This window comes from Reichenbachiella sp., from assembly GCF_039941815.1.
In the GTDB taxonomy this organism is placed as follows: domain Bacteria; phylum Bacteroidota; class Bacteroidia; order Cytophagales; family Cyclobacteriaceae; genus Reichenbachiella.
In genome coordinates this window covers 317,067-338,189 of record NZ_JBDVDW010000014.1, presented here as the reverse complement: position 1 = coordinate 338,189, position 21,123 = coordinate 317,067, and the positions used below count along the sequence as shown (strand labels likewise).

Below are 21,123 nucleotides of genomic sequence, written 5' to 3'. Positions count from 1 at the left end.
ATAAACTCTGATGTCAGGCCAATATCCTATGGATTGAAGGAAAAGCGCAGTGTTCCAGAAATACCAAGTCCCACTCCTCCCGTCCAGTAGGAATTTTTACCCCTGCACCGTCCTCCACATAAGTTCCAGGTTACATGGGTCTTGGTAACAAAAAATATGGTGACCGTTCGGACAGTAATTGAATCGCCATCCACAAAACTTTCGCAGTTAGGGCAGTTGACTTCAAAACTAAAGCCATTAAGTGATACGCCTACACCAAGTGCGGCATCGGCGCTAAAACTATGATTGCGGCCATCCCACCCCTGGCTTATTCCGCCAGTACCTGCAATTATTGTGGTCGATGCGCCATTAAATGAAAATGTGCTCATGATAGGTTAGGTTTTAATTAGCTATATAAAAGTAAAAGCAATTAATTTGAATAGCAAAAAAGAAGTCCTAGTATAGATTTAACCTGAAATATGCAATAGATAATCTATTCCAATCATAAAGCACTTTGAAATAGACACTTAACATATATTTATTGAATCACCATAGCGGTGCTATGCCTCTTCAATATAAGTGCCTCTTTCTTTGCGCTTTATAGCTTTCATCACGATTCCTAATGCATAATCCAGCTTAAAAATAAGATTAGTTTCATCGAGAGCACAGTTTACAGTAGTCAAATTGTATAACTTTGTGACCTCGAATCACACTATATGATGGATTATGAATTGTGGGAATTGCCCAACGGTATTAGGGTAGTACACAGACAGGTTACAAATACTAAAATTGCCCATTGCGCTTTGATGCTGGATATCGGCAGCAGAGACGAAGGGCCACATCAACAAGGTATTGCGCACTTTTGGGAGCATATGGCGTTCAAAGGGACGCATCGTCGTAAAGCCTTTCATATCATCAACCGCCTCGAGTCGCTGGGTGGAGAGTTGAATGCATACACCACCAAAGAAAAAATTTGTTTTTATGCCACGGTTCTAGACAATCATCTAGACAAGGCAGTGGAATTGTTGACTGATATTACTTTCAATTCGGTGTTTCCTGATACGCAGATCAATAAAGAGCGTCAGGTGATTCTGGAAGAAATGTCGATGTACGCAGATAGCCCGGAAGACGCCATTCAGGATCATTTCGATGGTTTGGTTTTTAAAGACCATCAGTTAGGAAACAATATTCTAGGTACAGCCGATAGTGTCAAATCATTCACCCAAAGAGATTTCCTTGACTTCGTAAGTGAGAATTTAGATACTAATCGTATGGTACTCTCCTCAGTAGGAAACTATTCTCTAAAAAAACTAAAAAAGATCGTTGAGAAAAACCTTGGAGAGTTGGCATCTATCAGGTCTACAAGAAAGAGACTGCAAGTCAACGGATATACACCTCAATTTGATCATGCCAATCGAGACATCAGCCAGGCCCATGTGGCTATTGGATGTAGAGCATTCAATATATATTCAGATCAAAAAGTCCCATTTTTTGTGCTCAACAATATCTTAGGGGGAAATGCCATGAACTCCAGGCTAAATCTGACTTTGCGAGAAAACCATGGTATGGTTTATAATATAGATTCAAGTTTTCAAGCCTTCACTGACACAGGATTATTTTCTATTTTTTATGCTACTGAGCAGACAAATTTGGATAAATCTCTAAATCTGGTGAGAAAGGAAATCAAAAAACTAGCAGAAATGGAGCTTGGATCCAAACAGCTCCAAACTGCAAAAAATCAAATCATGGGACAGTTGGCTATGTCAGAAGAAAATAACCAGAATTTTATGCTCATGATGGCAAAAAGCATCCTGGATCATGGAATGATTGAAGGTCTCGATGTCGTGTTTGAAAAAGTAGACAAAGTTTCTAGATCACAGCTAAGGCAAATGGCCAACGAGCATCTGAACTTTGATGACATGTCTATATTAAAATATTTACCAACAGTCTCCAACTAGACCGTTTGTAAAAGCGTTTTTAATAATTATATTTCAATTGTGTAAATTGAAAGTATAAAGATGAACTACTGGCTAATCAAATCAGAACCTAATACCTATTCATGGGATGACTTCGTGAAACTGGGAAAAGACCATTGGGATGGAGTAAGAAATTATGCCGCTAGAATGCACATGATGAATATGAAGGTCGGAGATTTGGCTCTATTCTATCATAGCGTAAATGATAAATGTGTCGTCGGAGTAGCAAAAGTGGTCAAAGAGCACTATCCTGATCCTACCACAGATGACGATAGGTGGGTGGTAGTAGATCTGGTTCCGGAATTTAAGCTTGATAAAGAGGTAACTCTGGAACAAATTAAAAATGACCACCGTTTGACTGAAATGGTTTTGGTAAACAATACCAGGCTTTCAGTACAACCCGTTAAAAAGGAAGAGTTTGATATTGTTTTATCGCTTGGACAAAAATGAGCGGAATACAAGTAAGGGTTTTGTTGACTTCAGGCTTTTTTTAAGTAAGACAATTAATATGACAAGAATAGCTTACATCGCCGTATTACTTATTGTGGGATTACAGTCTCTGACGTATGGCCAGAAGAAAAAAAAGAATGCGGAGGTTGATACCACAGAGCAAGAATCATTTATAGTACAGCCTAAGCGAATTGAGTTTGAAGTAGGAAATCGAGACGAGGACTTTATAATCATCTCAGCCAAAGAGAATGGACTCCTGGTGGTGAAGGAGACTCGCAATAGAACCGAAAGCGGATTTGTCTGGGAATTGTATCTCGTAGATAGTCTGCTTAATGTGGTCTGGGAAAAAGCAATTTCAGTCAACTACGGAGCGATTTTTATGGGCTATGATTATAGTGATGAAGGTTTTTTTCTACTCTATGGCAAATCCCAATACAAACTTGATGATATGATAGTTTATCAGATGAACCTTCAAGGGGATGAAATCTATTCACACGCTGTATCACTTGCACTACCATTAGAACTGAGCCATTTTGAAGTGGTCTCCAATACATTGATCTTCGGTGGATACTCCAATATGCGTCCAGTCATCAGTGTCATCGATCTTGACGACCCTAAACCAAAGGTGATGCCGGGTATCTACAATAACAATAGCAGTATTATTGACGTGCGTACCGATAAGCGGACAAATAATTTCACTGTAGTGATGAGTGAGCGGGGACAAAACAAACAAGTGACGGTCTCACTAAAGACTTTTACGGAGAAAGGAGAGCTGGTACATACAGAAGGTATTACCACCGACTATGAAAAAAGCTTGCTCGATGGTGTTTCTACAAGTTTCGACAATGGAACCCAATATATCGCCGGGACCTACTCTAAGCGTAAGTCCGAATTTTCCAGAGGTTTGTATCTAGCTAAGTTGAATTTAGGGAAACAAGAATTTGTCAAATTCCATGAATATTCGGATTTGGATAATTTTTTCTCCTATATGAAGGCCAAGAGAGAAGAGAGGATAAAAGAGAAAATAGAACGAAAAAAGGTAAAAGGACAAAAGGCCAAATTCAATTATAGACTTTTAGTGAATGACATTATAGAGAGTGATGACGAATACATATTGATCGGAGAGGCCTACTATCCAAAATATTCCAACTATGGAAGTAGTAATTTTTATGCCTCCAATTCTTTTGGTGGTAATGATGGGTTTTCCAACCCAAATTTTATTGGTTACAAGTATACTCATGCGGTCGTGGTGGGGTTTAGTAAGTCAGGAGAACTATTGTGGGACAACAGTTTTGAAATTAATGATCTACTAAGCTATTCGCTGAAAGAAAATGTGCAGATAAGTGTAGAGAAAGATAGGATCGTATTGTTGTATGTCTATGAAAACGTCATTAGATCGAAAATTATCCAAAACGATGAGATCATCGAAGGAAAAAGCTTTGATCCGATAGAGTTGCATTTCAAATCTGATGAAGTGCGTGACAACAACAAAGAAATGGAGGGACTTGAAAAGTGGTTTAATGGCAATTTCTACACATTTGGTATCCAAAATATCAAAAACCTTAAGGATAAAGATGTCAAACTCAACCGAAGAGTCTTTTATATCAATAAGGTTCAGTATCAATAATCTGAAATCTTCTGGCAGATTACTTTTAATTATGAAAGGCTAGTTTCTATATTTGCATAATCAAAGACACATGCAAAAGAGACTCCTTCTTAATAGCCACCATCTCAGTATTACCATCTCTCGTCTTTGCTATCAATTAATAGAAAACCACAATAAGTTTGAAAATACCGTTCTACTCGGGCTTCAGCCTAAGGGTATCTATCTGGCAGAGCGCATCAAGGCTAAGCTGGAAGAAGTAGTGAAAAAGACCATTCCACTTGGGTATCTGGATATTACCTTCTATAGAGACGACTTTCGACGCAGAGATGAGCCATTGGCCCCTAATGAGACCAAGGTTCCATTTATCATAGAAGACAAAAATGTAGTATTGATCGACGATGTACTGTACACCGGGAGATCAGTAAAGTCCGCCATGGATGCTATGGGAGCATTTGGCAGACCGGCTAAAGTCGAATTTTTGGCACTCATAGATCGGTCGTATAGCCGAGACATACCTGTGGAGGCCAACTATATAGGCAAGCAGGTCAATACGGTGCTTTCGCAAAAAGTATTGGTAGAGCTAACAGAACAAGGAAAGAAAGAAGATAAAATTTGGTTGATAGATAACAATAAGAAATGAGTGAGTTGAGCAGCAAACATTTATTGGGTATCAAAGATCTCACTACAGAGGATATCCAGTTGATTTTTGAAACAGCCGACAATTTCAAAGATGTTATCAACCGACCGATCAAAAAAGTGCCCTCGCTGCGAGATATTACAATTGCTAATGTCTTCTTCGAAAATTCTACTAGAACCAAACTCTCGTTTGAACTTGCAGAAAAGAGACTTTCTGCTGACGTCATTAACTTTTCTTCCTCAGGTAGCTCAGTGAAGAAAGGGGAGACCCTCCTGGATACAGTCAACAACATCCTGGCGATGAAGGTAGATATGATAGTTATGAGGCATTCGTCTCCTGGTGCACCACACTTTTTGTCTCGTCATATCGATGCAAACATCGTAAATGCCGGCGACGGTACACATGAGCACCCCACACAGGCGCTATTGGATACATTCTCGATGAGAGAGAAATTGGGTGATTTGGCAGGCAAGAAAATTGCCATAATCGGAGATATTATTCATTCAAGGGTGGCCTTGTCCAATGTATTTGCCCTGCAGAAATTAGGAGCTGAGGTAATGATTTGTGGCCCGGCTACACTGGTGCCAAAATATATCACTTCATTAGGAGTCAAAGTAGTAACAGATATCCACGAAGCACTCAAATGGTGCGATGTAGCAAACATTCTTAGAATTCAGTTGGAAAGACAGCATATCAAGTATTTTCCTTCACTGCGAGAGTATTCCTTGCACTTTGGTGTAAACAAGCAGCTGCTGGATCAATTGGACAAAGAAATAATAATCATGCATCCAGGCCCTATAAACAGGGGAGTCGAAATCACTAGTGATGTTGCAGATTCACAACATTCTATCATCCTCAATCAGGTAGAAAACGGTGTAGCGGTCCGAATGGCCGTATTATACTTACTGGCAGGCGCCAGTAGATAAAAAAAAGCTCTGACATTCATCAGAGCTTTTCAATCTATAGTAATCTAAATCTTTACTCATCAACGGAACTCAATCCGTTTCTTAGGAGAAACTCTCCATAGAGCATTTTGAAGTCTTCAACATCAGGAGCCTGTTCTAGTATGTTTTCATATTGAGTTAGTGCATCCAGTATAAGACCATTGTCTTCAAAGTAGGATGCCAATACTAATTTGCCTAGCGGGGTGTCTCCTGAGACATCAGCTTTCAATTCTGTCAACTGAGCTTCCATTTCACTTTTTTCTTCATCACCCAATCTTTCGATGCCATAATCCGCCGAGAAGAGATCTGGATTGTCTTTCACTTTTATGTTAAGGATTATTAACCTTTCGTCCGCAAGATTTTCATCATCCAAATTGAGCTGAATATAAGGTTTGGTCGTTTCGGCTGATAACAGTTCCTCATCAAAAATATTCCTAACACTTACAATGTAGTAGGCATCATCTCCGACTGAATTCCAGCGGACAACATTTTGTGAATTTAGAACACTAACAGACGCAGGAAGCATAGCCGAAATACTTGAACCTACTGATCTCTCGACAGCACCTGTCGCCTTCATGTTAGCTCGATAGTTGTCATTTCCTTTGTCACTGCTCATCTTAGCTAAGACGTAGTTGGCGTACTTACTGGCTACAGAGCTTCTCGAATTGGCCAATTGCGTTTCCAAATCTGTGATTTTGGTTACACCTGAGGCTCTCAGCTCGATGGTTCTGCCAGAACGATGCATAAGTCCGATATATGCCCCGTTAGAGGCAATGATCTCATCATTTTGCATCAAAGTGATACCTGGACGTAAAATCACTTTATTACCATCACTGGCTTTTTTAACATGATTGACTCCCTTGCTTGCTAATACTCTAAAAACAAAAGAGCTACTATTCTGTGCAATAGACATATGTCCTAATGCTATCAATAGACCTGCAATTATTATTCTCATGGGGTATTTAATTAAGTATTAATTGTGTTAAGTGGACTAAGACGCCCACTTCAACTTGATAGTTATGAACTAAAAAGGTCATATCCTGACGACATGACCTTTTTTGTTTATAAAAATCTATTTCTTATTTCAATCCGTTGTTGATAAGGAAATCATCATAAAGAGTTTTGAAATCCTCTACATCCGGAGATGCTAATACTGCTTTTTCGTATTGAGTCATAGCATCCAGTATCAAATTGTTCTCCTCGTAGAAAGACGCGAAAATCAAATTGTTCAATGGACTGTCTTCAGAGATATCAGCTCTCAAAGCATCAAGGTTCTCATTGATTGAAGCTGCATCATCGCTAGACATTCTTTTGATACCGTAGTCACTTGACTTGATTTCATCGTTGTCTTTTACTTTTACATTTAAGATCACCAATCTTTCATTTGATAAATTATCATCATCGAAGTTGATGTTGATGCTAGTGTTACTGGTTTCTGCAGAGAAAATCTCTTCATCAAAAATGTTCTTGATACTTACGATATACGAAGCATTAGGCAATTCTTCTGAACCTTCCCATCTAACGATGGCTTCAGGATTCAAGACATCTACAGAGCTCGGAAGCAATACCTTCAGCGATGCGCTGGAAGTAGCTCTTTCTACCGCTCCGGTAGCTTTCATGTTTCTTCTATAGTTGGAAGCAAGATCGCCATCGTCGTCATTCATTTTATTCATTACGAATTTCGCGTATTTGTTGGCTACACTTGACTTGCTACTTGCTAGTTTAGTCTCCAGATCAGTGATCTTTGTGACACCAGGATTCCTTACCTCAATAGTTCTTCCTGTTTTGTGCATCAATCCAATGTATGCTCCTGAAGCAGCAATAAGCTCATCTCCAGACATTAAAGTTGCTCCTGTTTTCAAAGGCACGGTTTCACCATTTTGTGCTTTTTTTACCTGATTGGCTCCTTTACTTGCCAATACTCTAAAAACAAAACTTTGTCCGTAGCTGGTATTGATAAGAAAGAATATCAGAAGAGTAGATGTTATAAAAAATTTAGTTCTCATGATATATATAGATTTATAGATTACAAATTTACAATTTCTTTAGTTCACGCAGTTCTTTTCGACCCTCTTTTGTGAAAATATTGACAAATACGCCGAAGAATACTTCAAGTGCGTCACCTGCAATAAGTACCGCAACAATTGACAACGTAGTATCCACTTTATAGTTGAAATAGTTAAATACAACTAGGCCTATAGTAAATAACGCAGCAGCCTCTATTAATTGTATAAGTTTGGTCAAACCATCATACCACTTTGGCATGACTTTATAGATTACTGTAAAAAGAACGATATTTAGATATAGAATAATAACCGCAAGTAGGTACCCAATGTTTTCATCCATTTCGTTGATATATTCTTCCGACATGATCATGGAGAAAATATTGGCATGCACGACGCCTCCAAACATATCCGCATGAGTCTTACCCACATAATTCTTATTCAGCGGAGTGAAATACACATCATCGTTGGTTTTTCGGTCTCCAAGCTCACTTCCGAGATAGCAGAATATAACGGCCTTATCTTTAATTAAATCCGGCTCAAATTCCATATTTAATACCTGATACCAGTCCAGTGCAAAATATGCAATGGGTGAGGTCGTAGCACCATAATCAAAAATGCTACCTCTGTAGTTGATAGTTTCTACATTTTTGCCTCGAGCTAAGAATTTTTCAACATTCTCAGGAGCCATATATTGAGCGATTTTCACCGCAAATGCCAGTTGTTCTTTGCCGTTCACATATTCTCTGGTGGCAAATTGTCGACACATCTTTAAATCATCCTGATCTGCAGCGCCAGTAATGAAATTCACAAACGCTGTTTCACCATAGTTGAATAGAGGAGGGTAGGATACCTCAAGGGTATCAAAGTCGTCATCATCGTCTATGTTGATCAATTTGCTGTACATGACAAGATTTTCAACTCTTGAAAAAGCGTCTGCCAGGCTGAGATCGCCTAATGTATCTTCTTTTGGATATCTAAAGATCATATCCATGCCGATCACTTTTGGCTCAGCGGCATTAATAATGTTGATCATATCCGCTATGCCGGCTCTGGGAAGCTCGCCAATATTAACTATGATCAGGTCTTCTTCCGCTATAGGGTCCTCTCTAAGCTGAGAAAATACTATATCAGTACTTTCCATATCAGCGAATACATCACCGATAGGGTCAAATATATCGAATACTTTGAAAGCTGTGACTTGAGAAATAAGAAAAGCCAGGCAGATTATGAAGAATAAAGCATAGATAGTTTCTAGCCAGAATCTTTTGAACATTGTCAGTTATTTAAGATTAATGTGTTCTTTATTATATATTAATTCGGAACAAATGGTAACCTTTCTCTTTTTCAAAAATAAAGCTAATTGAATCTTGGATAAATTCAATTATTAATCGACCAAAGTGCCCAAATTATCTATAAACATAGGAAATCCAGCTATAAGAACTATTCGGATTACGAATTTTTTGATATTTAGCCAGTACGGCTGTTTTCTATTACTATATTTAATTTTTTCTGACTCAAAATTGGAATGAAGAGATTTACCCTTGATTATTATTTGGATGGACTGCGCTCGAAGGATACAGTGGTACTGGCACGGGCCATCACGCTGGTAGAAAGTAGCCGAAGTACAGATCAGTATTTAGCTGATCAACTGCTCAATGAGATTATAAACAATAATGCCCAATCTATTAGAATAGGCATTACGGGTACACCAGGTGTAGGGAAGAGTAGTTTTATAGAAGGGTTTGGTTCATTTCTGATCCAACAACACAAAAGAGTAGCAGTATTAGCCATAGATCCCACAAGCCAAAGGACAGGAGGCAGCATTCTTGGGGATAAGACCAGAATGGAGACTTTAAGCAAAAACCCACAGGCTTACATCCGCCCATCATCCTCTGGATCCACACTCGGCGGAGTCAACAATAGAACCCATGAGGCAATATTATTATGTGAAGCTGCAGGATTCGATGTTGTGATTGTCGAAACAGTCGGGGTGGGGCAGTCTGAGACTCTTGTCAATAGCATGGTTGACTTCTTCCTGCTGATGATCCAGCCAGGCTCTGGTGATGATTTGCAGGGAATAAAAAAAGGGATCATGGAGATGGCGCATGGAATAGTCATCAATAAAGCAGATGGAGATCAGGCCAAACTGGCCAAGCGTTCCAAATCTGATTTGCTCAACGCTCTGCACCTTTTTGCAGCCAGCGATACAGGATGGAATACCAGAGTGGAACTGTGTTCGGCGTTAGAAAAGATGGGATTTGCCGAGGTCTGGGAAATGATATCAGAATTTAGACAGCAAATGTTTGAAAATGGACTATTTCTTCAAAATCGCATAGACCAGAACTTGTCATGGTTCGAAAACAGAGTAAATTTTGGCCTGATGATGCAACTCACTAGTGATGACCGCCTGTCTGAGGTGATAGAAAAGACCAGAGGCAAAGTGAAATCTGGCGAACTCTCTGTGTCTATGGCTACTACAGAGGTACTGGATATGGTCAGACAGCTTTTGTCCTGACCAAATTCAGATCTGCGAATTCAAAAGCTGTCTCTACCGATTCACCAGAAGATAGTTTGTGCTCATAAGTATGAATTTTGATGTCATTTAATTCATATCCGATTGGACGAGTGAAAATAGGGCCGTCAAATGCGAATGAATGAAATTCACCATTTTCTCCGCATGGATCTACTTGATCGCTGAATCCTCCAAGGAGCTCGGGCGTAAGTACCTTTCCGCATATACTTTCTGGAAATAGAGATTGCTTGGCACAACAAATTACCGTTTTGAACTTTTGCTCAATAAAATCATGAACCAGATTTGAAGTTTCCCTTTTCCATAAAGGATAGATTCCAGTGAGTCCATTGTTGGAGAGTAAACTATCTCGATAAGCTTTTAGATCTTCAAGAAAAATATCGCCAAATCCTATATGAACGATGCCTTGCGCTTTCAAGTCTGAGTAATAGGTGTTTAGCGCTTTTTCATACTTACTATTCGTTGAGTCAGGAGCTATTTCAATAAAGTTTAGTGGGAGACCTATTGAATCGGCTTGAGCTTGGATTAGATCTTTTGAGATGCCATGCATAGAGACACGGTTGGTTGCTGTAGATACAGCGGTGTGTAATTCTACAATTTCATATTTGCGCTCCTGCATAAAGTGATAGAGCATCATAGCCGAGTCTTTGCCACCACTCCAGCTAATGGCCAAAGGAATTTTTTTCATTTCTTATTAATATAATCTACAGAGAAGGCGGCGTCGTGCAGACTGATTTTGGTGATACTGCCATAATCAATTTTAAGTGTGAAACTATCCTTTAGCGGTATGTTGAGTAGATAAGACAATATAGCCCGTATAGGACCTGCATGCGTAATAATCCCTGTTGTTGCTCTGTTTTGAGAAATGATTCCTTTAAATATTTCCACTACACGATTTTTTAGTTGCTCGTACGATTCACCTTGCGGTGGACCTTGTGAGATATACTTATCCATCCAAATATTGAGTGCAGGTTGTGGAATGTCTTTCCACATTTTCATTTCCCAATCACCAAAATTCAGTTCCAGAAGTCTTGATTCTTCCTGTACGGTAGACTGAAACGAGTTGGCCAATAAAGAGCAACGTTTGGAAGGGCTACTAAATATATGCTCCAGGGACTTGTCCATATTTTGATGAATTTGTTCAATCTCCTTTTCATATCCAGAAACTAAGTCTAAGTCAGTTTGCCCATAGCAGATTCCCTTAGCAATTTTTGGCGTTGTATGTCTTATTAAATATAATTCCATAGCAATAATATCATTAGATAGAACGAAATCTCCGAAACCTGCTGAACGGCTCCCAGGCAGTCTCCTGTGTAACCGCCGATCCATTTTTTGAAATAATGGGATAAATACAATTTAACTAAATAAAGCACAGGAAAGACAGCTGTCAAATAAGGATTTTGAAAATAGAGCAGGGGAATAGCGCCCAATATTAGGGCGACGACAAAACTTTCAACCTTCATCTGTTTGGCTACCGGCTTGGCTTTTGATGATGCATCTTCTCTAGCATAATTGTCAGTATAAATCATGAGAACTGCGTTGGATCGACTGATGCTATGTCCAGAGATCAGTACAAAAACGAGCTCTATGGGATTTAGCCAACTATTCAATTCCCACAACAAGACAAATTTTAAGAGTAGGATGAATATCATACCAATGGCACCATAAGCACCTATGGCTGAGTCCTTCATGATGGCGAGAATCTTTTCTTTGGTCCAACCACCACCAAATCCATCACAGACATCAGCGAAGCCGTCTTCGTGAAAAGCACCTGTCAATAAAACTCCGGATATCATGGACAGCACGATCGCTGTACTAGGGGGTAGTATTTGAGCGGCACCAAGAAAAACCAGTCCACTCACTCCGCCCACGATCCAACCTATCAACGGGAAGTATCTTGTAGACTTGTTTAGCATGCTGGCTGAATGATCCACCCAGCGAGGACATGGAATCCTGGTATAGAACATTACTGCAGTGAGAAATATGGACCATTCTTTCTTCATGGACTAGTCGTTGGTTGATATGCCGGCACTTTCAAAACTCGCCATTTTATTGATAAAATCGACACTGGATTGAATCAATGGATAAGCAAGAGCACAGCCTGTACCTTCTCCAAGCCGTAGATTCATATTCAAAATAGGGTCAACTTTTAGGAAGTCCAGCATGAGTTGATGGCCACTTTCGTCAGACTGATGACAGAAAATAGCATAATGCTCGATATTTTTATCCAGTGACCAGGCACATAAATAAGCGGCTGTAGCTATGAAACCGTCCACCATAATAATCATACCCTTGCTGGCGGCTTGTAGCATGGCACCAGTCATCATGGCGATTTCGAATCCACCCATTGCTTGTAGCAAATCATTGATGTTTGAAATTCCGTTGTGACGTTCTTGCACACGACTAAGAATGCTTAGCTTTCTTTGCCATCCATCATCATCGAGGCCGGTACCACGACCCACACATTTTTCTATTGGGAGCTTGCAAATAAGACTCATAATTAAACTGGCCGCGGAGGTATTGCCAATACCCATTTCTCCAAAGCCAATAATATTGGTGCCATTTGAGCTTAAGTCTTTTACAATTTCTGCTCCATTTTCAAGAGCTTCCTCCAATTGATGGGCAGTCATAGCTGTTTCGTTCAGGGCATTCTTTGTACCCATTCCAATTTTTGCGAAAAGGAGATCTTTGTGTTTTTCAAATTCATAATTGACCCCAGCGTCGACAATTTTGAGGTCTATTTGATGCTGATCACAAAGGACATTGATTGCTGCACCTTTGCTTAGGAAATTGAGCACCATCTGATGTGTTACTTCCTGAGGATATGCGCTGACACCTTCTTTTGCCAAACCGTGATCGGCGGCAAATACAACGATGGTGGGTTTTATCAGCTCGGGAGTAAGACGCTGCTGCGCCAGGCAAATTTGTCTGGCAATAGCCTCCAGCTGACCAAGCGCACCTAAAGGTTTAGTTTTGAAGTCAATTTTCTGATTGATTTCATCAAGCAGCTTTTTATTGGGAGTAGAGATGTTAATTTCCTTCATTATTTGATTTTTATTGGAAGCCCAGATACCATAAAAATGGCTTCATCGGCCGACTTGGCTATATATTGATTCATCCACCCTTGGAGCTCTACAAAGTCACGCCCGATTTGAGTGTCGCCGTGCAAGCCCATTCCAATTTCATTTGAAATGATAATAAGCTGACCTTTATACTCCTTGAGCTTATCGAATTCAGTTTTTGCCAATCTGAGCGCTTCATCACGATTGGATTTGGTCATCGAGAAAAAGTTGGCGAGCCAAAGTGTCACACAGTCAATCACCACTACCTTGTCAGAAGGCAAAACCTGGCTCAAATACATCGGTTCTTCGATACTTGTCCAGCGATGATCTCTCTCGGCTTGATGTCTTTTGACACGCTCCTCAAAATTACCATCGTACACTTTGGCTGTGGCCAAATACACGGGTTGATTTGATAATTCTAATGCTAACTTTTGTGCGTAGCCCGATTTCCCGGATCTCTCACCACCAGATATATAGGTCATCATGTTGATAGATTGGTTTCGATAAAACAATAGTTTCCAACTTTCATTTTTTCACCTTGCACTACTTTTATCTCATGGTCAAATAGTGGGCAATTTACCACTAGCGAATGATATTCTCCATTTTCTCCACAGACGTCTACACCTTTGGCTTCCAGCTTGTCGAGCAGCTCATAGTTGATTTCCTTACCTAGAAAATCAAAGCCTAAATCGGGTATGCATGAAACAATGATAGCTTTTATGCCTGATTGAATCATGTCTTCTACTAGTCGACGGCGATGGCCCTGCCAGAGTGGAAGAAGTGCCTTTAGGTCAGCCGCCGCTGAGACTTTCTCCTCCCAAGTCTTGTGAGCTTCAATATCAATATCTCCGTAGACGATTCCTTCCAGGTCGTAGTCTTCCTTCATCTGCTTCAGATTCGAGATGAAATTTTTCTCATAAGTAGACCATGTGGTAGAAGCTAGCTGAATTGGAACACCGAGAGCCTTGGACTGAGCATCCAACACCTCACTCGTCAGTCCATGTGATTTAGAATACTCCAGATTTTCATCCATAACATTCAATAGGACATGAAGCTTATCTCCGCCTGCGATTCTTTTCATCAAGGCAAAACAGCTGTCTTTTCCGCCACTCCATGAGCATCCTATATTCATACTTCTGCCTTTTTAAAATGAAAAACCGTCAGGCTTTTGGAACCTGACAGTCCAGTAAGATGGCTAAAATGTAAAACTGAGACCCAAAGTGGCATTTCTTCCACGATTGGTAAACCCATATACGCTGACAAATTGTTCGTCGAGGATGTTATTCACACCGCCATACAAAGAGAATTTTTTATCCATCAGTTTATAACTTGCAAAAAGATCGACTAATCCATAAGCATCCAGGTCGACCTCTGAGAAAGTCCCAAAGTCGAAAATAGTTCTCTCGCTGGTGTAATTATACTTTACCGACAGATCCAGGTTTGTAGTCGCTGAGTAGGTAAGCCCAGCTCCGAATTTGGCATTTGGGATGCGATAGAAGGTAGTTTGATCATCTGTAGTGACATAGGCATAGTTTGCATTGAAAGTTGCTTTTTCATTGATTGACCAGCGAACGTCAGCTTCGAAACCTTTGACTACTCGTTCAGAAATGGTATTGTCATAGTTGCCACCAATCCAATTGCCTCCATCATCGAATTGATTTACAAACTGTATGGGTTCTTTTTCGTCTCTACGGAAATAAACTGTGTTGAATTCTATTGAATTTCCCAGATAAAAAGAGACTCCGCCTTCGTAATTTGTTGATTGTTCGGGCTGCAAGGCAGCATTTCCATAAAACGAATAGAGCTGGTATAAACTTGGCGTTACGTAGCTGGTAGAAATAGACCCAAGGAATTTGATATTCACATCATTTGCTTGATAAAGCAAAAAAGAAGGGTTGATGTTGTATACGAACTGTGATCCATATTCACTGTGAGTGTTGAGTCTTATTCCTGCATGAATATTTAATCCGGAAGGATGATCCCAAAAAATGGAAGCAAACGGATCTAAGAGTGTAAAATCATCATATCCTTCATCCGGTGAGACGACTTGTTTGGCTGATTGTTTTTGATAGTTGATGCCTACCAGTGTCTTGATTTGCTCTGTGATTTGGTTTTCACCAATCAGCTCAGTTTGCAAGTTTTTCGATTTGAAAGTTGATGGAAAATCACTGACAAACTCTCTCCGACCTGTGTTTAACAAAACATTTAATCTGACGTTACCTCCTTCATATTTATAGCTTGGTGCAAATCCAATTCTAAATTGTTCGGCATTGTTCTGATTGTCTCCATCCGTAAAAGCACTGGCATCATAATCCGCCTCAAACTTATCATAGGCAGAACTGAATCCTAGATTGAACTGATCGGTCACTTGTAATCCTAATTTGAGTGAGCCATTTTTTTGATTCATGCCATCCTTTTGAAAGTCACCCGCGCCACTTTCGTCCAGCGCGGCAGAAAAGCCTTCTGAATCCAGAAGATTACCGCTGACCGAGTAGGTCAACTTGTCTTCCGTACCATTTACATTAGCGGAAATCTGATGTGTGTTGTATGAGCCGAAGTTGTAATCTATTTGACCATGTGTGCCTTCTGTTGCAGCCTCCTTCATTTTTATACTTATTACTGCTGCAGAAGCGCCAGTACCATAAAGTGTACTCAATCCACCTTTGAGTACCTCGATCGATTCTACCTGGCTTAGTGGTAAAAATCGAAGATCAAACGTGGCATCAATGCCCGATGGATCGTTGATCGGAACACCATCAATTAATATCAGCGTGTTTTTGTTTCTACCACCACGGACATAGTAATTGATATTAGTACCTGGTGCACCGAAGTTACCTTCCATTTGTATCCCGGGCACCTCATTGAGCAAGTCAGATATGGTTTTACCTGCATTTTTCTCGATGGATTGCGCATCTATCTTATAGATGCTTTTGCCTGATTTCTCTACAGGCAGTTCAAATTTAGTACCCGTGATCACCACATTGTCTAGTGAGTCAGTCGTTACTTCTTCATCTTGCGCTTTAGCGCAAAATCCTACCGTCAGAAAAAAACTGAGGGTACATAAAAGGTTGAGATTAAATTTTAAGATTCTCATAGTAAATTTTTAAATGGTTAAAAAAACTATGAGCCTTGTTAGAAAAAGGGAATAGCAGAATTGTTCATGCCGCATTTCACTTCACTTTTCTCCCGAAAGCTCAGATAATAGCAATTACCGGCAGGTCTCCTGGCTCTTCGACAATTTTGATCAGCCTTCCCATCACCTGGTGACAGTGGCTATTCGGGATCAAAAATGACATCCTATGACGTCTTCGAAATACAGTTGCGGGAACAGCTTCGGACTTTGTACTGTGTACAGTACCGAATTCCCTTTTAATTCTATCAGCCTATGGCTGATAGAAACCAATAATTGCCGCAAATCTAGAGAATAATATGAGGATTGGAAGCGATTGTTTGAAAATGAGTGACTCACTTCTATTCATATGTTCACCCTTACGGGTATTTAGGAGGTAGCAAAAGGTATTCGATTCAGTACGGAGGAAAGAAATAATAAGCGGTACGTTTAATTTAATTCAATCTATATCTGTTTACGTCCAAGTGAGTCTATGGCATAGTGAAGTGCAAGCCTGTTGGTCCAATTGACTACAATATGAATGGATTTAAAGGGTTGATATAAATGCATAGGATAAATAAATTAGTAATAATTTTGACTTTTGTGCAACTAAAGTGAAAAGACAATCATCTTATAGATGTGAAACCGTAAAGTTTGTTTCACGTCTTAATTGAGATAGAATAAAAAACCAAAGATCAAAACTCGACTATCATGGGATTATTATCAGGGCTGTTTAAGAAAGAGAAGCCAAAAAAGAAAGCTGCACAGTGCAGCGTGTGTAAGACACACATGGAAAGAAATGAAGGATTTGCTCTGACTACCACTCAGATTATTAACAGTAAGACATACTGGGATCACAAAATGGTGGAGCCAGAGACTATGTCATATACTACACAGCACTTTAAAGACAAGGATGAAAATGCCACTAAGATGAGAGGAATTATCTTTGAAAAAACTGCGGAAAAGGATCAAACCTGGCTGACTTGTGATACCTGCATCAAACATTTTGACGTAGATCATGGTAAAACACAAGAGCTTGCCGCCGAATGGTGGAATGCAGAAAACGGTCATAAGATCCCGAACACCGGAAAGGCGATAGATCATATGCCAAATGAGGAATATGAGTCAATTAAGAAATATGCAACGATGGAAGCAGGAGCTTCTCTGATCAGATTGTAAGAATTCCCTGACGGAATTTTCGAAGGATAAGTGTTTATTTGCGCGATGAATAAATGCTTATCCTTTTTTTTGTGCCTTTTCGTAGGTAGCTCCTGTTCTATCAATAATGAAAGTGTTTCACAAGTGGATATAGTTGTGGAACCATTAATCAAGCATGCTCAAAGGTTTCAGATTATTGAGAAGGAGGGATATTCTGTCATTTCTATTGACAAACCCTGGCAAGGCAGCTCAGCTCCGATTAAGTATCTTTTATATGAGGATTCACTTCCGGCTGTCCTGAAATCAGACCCATCCTACGTAAAAGTGAAAATACCTGTGCAGCGAGTAGTATGCAATCTGACCACTCAATTGGCTTTCATGGAAGAATTAGGTGTTCAGAATCGGCTCATTGGGTTTGCGCAGACACAATATATCTATTCACCGGATTTGGCTAAGGATGTGGAAGCTGGCCGAATTCGTGAAGTTGGCCCAGATGGCAGTCTTGATATTGAAAGCATATTGGATCTGAATCCTGATATTGTTTTGGCCTTTAATGCAAGCGGTGAGAATCGCCAATTGCAAAAACTGCAAGAGTTGGGACTTACAGTAGTCATGAACGCTGGATACATGGAAACTTCCATACTTGGGCGATTCGAATGGATCAAGTTTTTGGGTCGATTGACTGGGAAGTACGAAGAAGCATCCGAGATCTTTGATCAAAAAACTATTATTTACGATTCGCTTACACAACTGGTCGTAGGCAAAGATTCACCCAGCGTGATAACGGGCACTCTCTATGGAGGTACATGGTTTATGCCTGCAGGAGATAACTATGGAGCCAACCTTATTCATACTGCAGGTGGAAATTATCTCTGGAGTAAGAATGAGACATCTGGTTGGTTAAGCATGGATTTTGAGTCTGTTTTTGAGAAAGGATATGATGCTGATTATTGGATCGGAGCGGCTAGCTACACTTCTCTGGATCAACTCATGGAAGCGGACGAACGATACGCTGAATTTGAGGCGTTTAAGAATGGCAATGTCTATTCCTATATGGCACGTGTCAATGAAAGTGGTGCAAATGACTACTTCGAATCTGGAGCGGTCAACCCCGAAAAACTTTTGGCGGATCATATTAAGATTTTGCATCCTGAGCTTTTACCTGATTATGAACTCTATTATTATATGAAGTTGCAATAGGCTGGGCTTTTGCCTTAATTTCGTACCAAACAAAGCGCTTAGCTTGAATAAATCAGTTCTTATACTCGTCATAGTTTTCATCGTTGCATTTCTTTTAGATGTGACTTTTGGCTCTGTACTCATTCCGGTGGAGGCACTATGGAACATCGTAATCGGCGAGCCAGTAGATCACCCGGCGTGGGAAAGAATAGTACTCAACTACAGACTGCCTAGAGCCATTGCAGGAATTTTGGCTGGGAGCAGCCTTGGACTTAGTGGCCTTTATATGCAGACCTTTTTTAGAAATCCATTGGCTGGCCCGTACGTTTTGGGTATCAGTGCAGGTGCCAGTTTGGGTGTAGCCCTAGTTGTTTTCGGTGAGTCCTTATGGATGATTTTAGGCTTAAATCTGACCTCAGGTTTTTCAATGGCTTTTGGTGCAATATTGGGCTCATTTCTAGTATTTGCAGTTGTGCTTTTTTTCTCTACCAAAGTCAAAGACAATACCTCTCTACTCATCATAGGCTTGATGTTTAGCAGTGCAACCAGCGCTGTGGTAAGTATCTTGCAGTTTTTTAGCAATCCAGAAGATGTACAATCCTATCTAGTATGGACTTTTGGCGATTTGGGCAGTGTTACTCTAGCCGAACTGGAAGTATTATTTCCGTTGGTGGCTATAGGATGGATTGGCTCAATTTTGCTTATCAAACCGCTTAATATATTTCTCCTGGGCAATCAGTATGCAAAAAATGCCGGATTGAATATGACCCTGGCTAAGTACGGTGTGATTAGCATTACCGCTTTGCTCTCCGGTTCGATCACAGCCTATTGTGGACCAATTGCCTTTATTGGACTAGCCACACCGCATATAGCTAGAATGATACTCAACACCTCAGACCATCGTTTGCTGATTCCATTTGTTGGTCTCCTGGGAGCCATAATATTGATGTGCTGCGATGTGATCTCAAGAATGCCCGGCTTTTCACATTCTCTTCCATTGAACGCTATTACGTCCATTTTGGGAGGTCCTTTGGTTGTCTGGCTCATTGTAAAACGTGGTAATATTTCCAATAGCTTTTGACAACTATGTTAAGCACTCTGGCACTCGATATAGGATACGGATCCAAAACAATAGCAGCAGATATTAATTTGTCACTGGCATCTGGACAGTTGGTATGTCTATTAGGTCAAAATGGTGTGGGAAAGTCAACCTTACTGCGCACCCTTTCCAATCTTCAGGAACCATTGTCTGGTGAAATCAGGCTCAAGGATAATAACATTAACGAGTTGGATAGAAGAGACCTTGCTACGCAACTTGGCATCATTACTACCGAAAAAATAGGCACGTCAAACATGACGGTAAGGGAGCTGGTTGCACTCGGGCGGTATCCATATACCAACTGGATTGGCCAGGAGTCAGTACAGGATTCGGAGAAAATTGAGGAGGCTATCTCGCGTTGTAAAATCAACTATATAGCCGAGGCCAGATTGTCGGCGATAAGTGACGGGCAGTTTCAAAAGGCCATGGTGGCTCGGGTTTTAGCTCAAGACACAGAAGTCATTCTCATGGATGAGCCCACCGCGCATCTGGATGTGGTTAATCGTGTTGAAATGTTTCAGCTGCTCCAAACAATAAAGGAGGAAACCGGGAAATCAATTTTAATCTCTACGCATGAGCTGGATTTGTCCATGCAATTTGCCGATTCCCTCTGGCTGATGAACTTTAATCAATCAATGGTAACAGGTACGCCTGAGGATCTGGGATTATCTGGCGAACTAGAAAAGGTATTTTATCATGACGACTTCATTTTAGATAGTCGTACAGGACGCATCAAGATTAGACAATCATCGAAAGGAAGCTTTACATTGTCCGGAGATCAAACTGCGATGACCTGGGTAGAAAAGGCCCTTGTACGCAAGGGGTATCATGTGGCTGTTGGAGGAGAATCTATAAATGTTGGATTAGGTGAAGCAGGATTGGAGTGGAGCTATAAGAATCATACTGGAAGTACTATTCAGGAGTTACTGGTTATATTACAAATTGAATGAAGCAAATCAGAGCCATAAAAGAGGCAGAAGTTGAGCTGACGAAGCATCTTCTTGTGCTTGCAAAAAAAGATCCAGATCAATTCGAATTACCTGAGAAGGTTGATGAATATGAGGGTGGTGTTATGGGTAGTATCAACTTTACATTGGGTAGTTCTGGTGATTATGCTGGAGACGTAATCCAAGTAGAATACATAGATACTGATGGTATACGCGTGCTTATCACGCTCACTCAAAATAGCAAAGGAGAATTGTTGGACCTTGATTTCTGGAAAGAAAATTTTAGCAAGTTGCTAAGATACCCACAGCCAGATCAGGTCACAATCAATACTCATGGAATATAGTCATATCGACGGCATTCAAAACCCATGTGATAGACTTTCGTTTGTCAGTATAATTTCTATATTTGAGAAAGAGTCAAAAACAACCTCAAAATAAATC

The 21,123-nt window shown here is 40.2% G+C and carries 22 protein-coding genes and 1 riboswitch; of the genes, 11 read left to right on the top strand and 11 right to left on the bottom strand.

Translation table 11 applies throughout. The annotated features are described in order from the left end of the window. Positions 1–26: 26 nt before the first annotated feature. Positions 27–368, bottom strand: coding sequence for a hypothetical protein (locus tag ABJF11_RS02440; RefSeq protein ID WP_348117819.1), 342 nt, complete (start codon positions 366–368; stop codon positions 27–29). 327 nt (positions 369–695) lie between these two features. Here ABJF11_RS02440 and ABJF11_RS02435 point away from each other — a divergent pair, with 327 nt between their 5' ends. From ABJF11_RS02435 to ABJF11_RS02415, 5 genes are all read left to right on the top strand, one after another. Continuing rightward, the gene (locus tag ABJF11_RS02435; RefSeq protein WP_348117817.1) at positions 696–1,937 is read left to right on the top strand and encodes a pitrilysin family protein; all 1,242 of its coding nucleotides are present in this window, start codon (positions 696–698) and stop codon (positions 1,935–1,937) included. 60 nt (positions 1,938–1,997) lie between these two features. Beyond that, on the top strand, positions 1,998–2,405 hold the full coding sequence (locus ABJF11_RS02430) for an EVE domain-containing protein (protein WP_348117815.1): 408 nt from the start codon (positions 1,998–2,000) through the stop codon (positions 2,403–2,405). Positions 2,406–2,463: 58 nt separating this feature from the next. Further along, positions 2,464–4,032, top strand: a complete 1,569-nt coding sequence (locus ABJF11_RS02425; protein WP_348117814.1) for a hypothetical protein — start codon at positions 2,464–2,466, stop codon at positions 4,030–4,032. A 70-nt stretch (positions 4,033–4,102) separates the two neighbouring features. Then, positions 4,103–4,651 carry a bifunctional pyr operon transcriptional regulator/uracil phosphoribosyltransferase PyrR gene (gene pyrR, locus ABJF11_RS02420; protein WP_348117812.1) on the top strand — a complete coding sequence of 183 codons (549 nt, stop codon included), beginning with the start codon at positions 4,103–4,105 and terminating at the stop codon, positions 4,649–4,651. Further along, a complete protein-coding gene (locus ABJF11_RS02415) occupies positions 4,648–5,574 on the top strand; it encodes an aspartate carbamoyltransferase catalytic subunit (RefSeq protein ID WP_348117811.1) in 927 nt (308 codons plus the stop codon). Before pyrR ends, ABJF11_RS02415 begins: the two co-directional genes overlap by 4 nt. A 52-nt stretch (positions 5,575–5,626) precedes the next feature. On the opposite strand, the gene ABJF11_RS02410 is transcribed toward ABJF11_RS02415, so the two are convergent. The 3 genes from ABJF11_RS02410 to ABJF11_RS02400 all read right to left on the bottom strand — a co-directional run bounded on the left by ABJF11_RS02410 (position 5,627) and on the right by ABJF11_RS02400 (position 8,871). After that, positions 5,627–6,547 carry a hypothetical protein gene (locus ABJF11_RS02410; protein WP_348117810.1) on the bottom strand — a complete coding sequence of 307 codons (921 nt, stop codon included), beginning with the start codon at positions 6,545–6,547 and terminating at the stop codon, positions 5,627–5,629. Between the two features lie 124 nt (positions 6,548–6,671). Then, positions 6,672–7,598: a hypothetical protein gene (locus ABJF11_RS02405; protein WP_348117809.1), complete on the bottom strand. Its 927-nt coding sequence runs from the start codon at positions 7,596–7,598 to the stop codon at positions 6,672–6,674. Positions 7,599–7,626: 28 nt separating this feature from the next. Beyond that, the gene (locus ABJF11_RS02400; protein ID WP_348117808.1) at positions 7,627–8,871 is read right to left on the bottom strand and encodes a CHASE2 domain-containing protein; all 1,245 of its coding nucleotides are present in this window, start codon (positions 8,869–8,871) and stop codon (positions 7,627–7,629) included. 252 nt (positions 8,872–9,123) lie between these two features. Here ABJF11_RS02400 and meaB point away from each other — a divergent pair, with 252 nt between their 5' ends. Then, a complete protein-coding gene (gene meaB / locus ABJF11_RS02395) occupies positions 9,124–10,113 on the top strand; it encodes a methylmalonyl Co-A mutase-associated GTPase MeaB (RefSeq protein ID WP_348117807.1) in 990 nt (329 codons plus the stop codon). Here the strand turns inward: meaB and ABJF11_RS02390 are convergent. From ABJF11_RS02390 to ABJF11_RS02360, 7 genes are all read right to left on the bottom strand, one after another. Continuing rightward, on the bottom strand, positions 10,094–10,816 hold the full coding sequence (locus ABJF11_RS02390) for a diphthine--ammonia ligase (RefSeq protein WP_348117806.1): 723 nt from the start codon (positions 10,814–10,816) through the stop codon (positions 10,094–10,096). The two genes, meaB and ABJF11_RS02390, sit on opposite strands and share 20 nt — an antisense overlap. After that, on the bottom strand, positions 10,813–11,373 hold the full coding sequence (cobC, locus tag ABJF11_RS02385; RefSeq protein WP_348117804.1) for an alpha-ribazole phosphatase family protein: 561 nt from the start codon (positions 11,371–11,373) through the stop codon (positions 10,813–10,815). Before cobC ends, ABJF11_RS02390 begins: the two co-directional genes overlap by 4 nt. Further along, complete coding sequence (locus tag ABJF11_RS02380; RefSeq protein WP_348117803.1) at positions 11,358–12,131, bottom strand: adenosylcobinamide-GDP ribazoletransferase; 774 nt, start codon at positions 12,129–12,131, stop codon at positions 11,358–11,360. Before ABJF11_RS02380 ends, cobC begins: the two co-directional genes overlap by 16 nt. Before the next feature lie 3 nt (positions 12,132–12,134). Then, positions 12,135–13,172, bottom strand: coding sequence for a nicotinate-nucleotide--dimethylbenzimidazole phosphoribosyltransferase (gene cobT / locus ABJF11_RS02375; RefSeq protein WP_348117802.1), 1,038 nt, complete (start codon positions 13,170–13,172; stop codon positions 12,135–12,137). After that, positions 13,172–13,675 (bottom strand): bifunctional adenosylcobinamide kinase/adenosylcobinamide-phosphate guanylyltransferase, encoded by a 504-nt coding sequence (locus tag ABJF11_RS02370; protein ID WP_348117801.1) that lies wholly within the window; start codon positions 13,673–13,675, stop codon positions 13,172–13,174. Before ABJF11_RS02370 ends, cobT begins: the two co-directional genes overlap by 1 nt. Then, a complete protein-coding gene (locus tag ABJF11_RS02365; RefSeq protein WP_348117800.1) occupies positions 13,672–14,322 on the bottom strand; it encodes a diphthine--ammonia ligase in 651 nt (216 codons plus the stop codon). The genes ABJF11_RS02370 and ABJF11_RS02365 overlap by 4 nt, the downstream gene beginning before the upstream one ends. A gap of 63 nt (positions 14,323–14,385) precedes the next feature. Continuing rightward, positions 14,386–16,284, bottom strand: coding sequence for a TonB-dependent receptor (locus tag ABJF11_RS02360; RefSeq protein WP_348117799.1), 1,899 nt, complete (start codon positions 16,282–16,284; stop codon positions 14,386–14,388). 101 nt (positions 16,285–16,385) lie between these two features. Next, positions 16,386–16,609: riboswitch (cobalamin riboswitch) on the bottom strand. A gap of 401 nt (positions 16,610–17,010) precedes the next feature. Between ABJF11_RS02360 and ABJF11_RS02355 the strand changes: the two genes are divergently transcribed. From ABJF11_RS02355 to ABJF11_RS02335, 5 genes are all read left to right on the top strand, one after another. Next, entirely contained in the window at positions 17,011–17,478 is a 468-nt protein-coding gene (locus ABJF11_RS02355; protein WP_348117798.1) for a hypothetical protein, read from the top strand. A gap of 135 nt (positions 17,479–17,613) precedes the next feature. Next, positions 17,614–18,657: an ABC transporter substrate-binding protein gene (locus ABJF11_RS02350; protein ID WP_348117797.1), complete on the top strand. Its 1,044-nt coding sequence runs from the start codon at positions 17,614–17,616 to the stop codon at positions 18,655–18,657. A gap of 43 nt (positions 18,658–18,700) precedes the next feature. Then, a complete protein-coding gene (locus ABJF11_RS02345) occupies positions 18,701–19,717 on the top strand; it encodes an iron ABC transporter permease (RefSeq protein WP_348117795.1) in 1,017 nt (338 codons plus the stop codon). A 5-nt stretch (positions 19,718–19,722) separates the two neighbouring features. After that, positions 19,723–20,685, top strand: coding sequence for an ABC transporter ATP-binding protein (locus tag ABJF11_RS02340; protein ID WP_348117793.1), 963 nt, complete (start codon positions 19,723–19,725; stop codon positions 20,683–20,685). Beyond that, positions 20,682–21,026, top strand: a complete 345-nt coding sequence (locus tag ABJF11_RS02335; RefSeq protein ID WP_348117791.1) for a hypothetical protein — start codon at positions 20,682–20,684, stop codon at positions 21,024–21,026. Before ABJF11_RS02340 ends, ABJF11_RS02335 begins: the two co-directional genes overlap by 4 nt. The last annotated feature ends 97 nt before the right edge of the window (positions 21,027–21,123 follow it).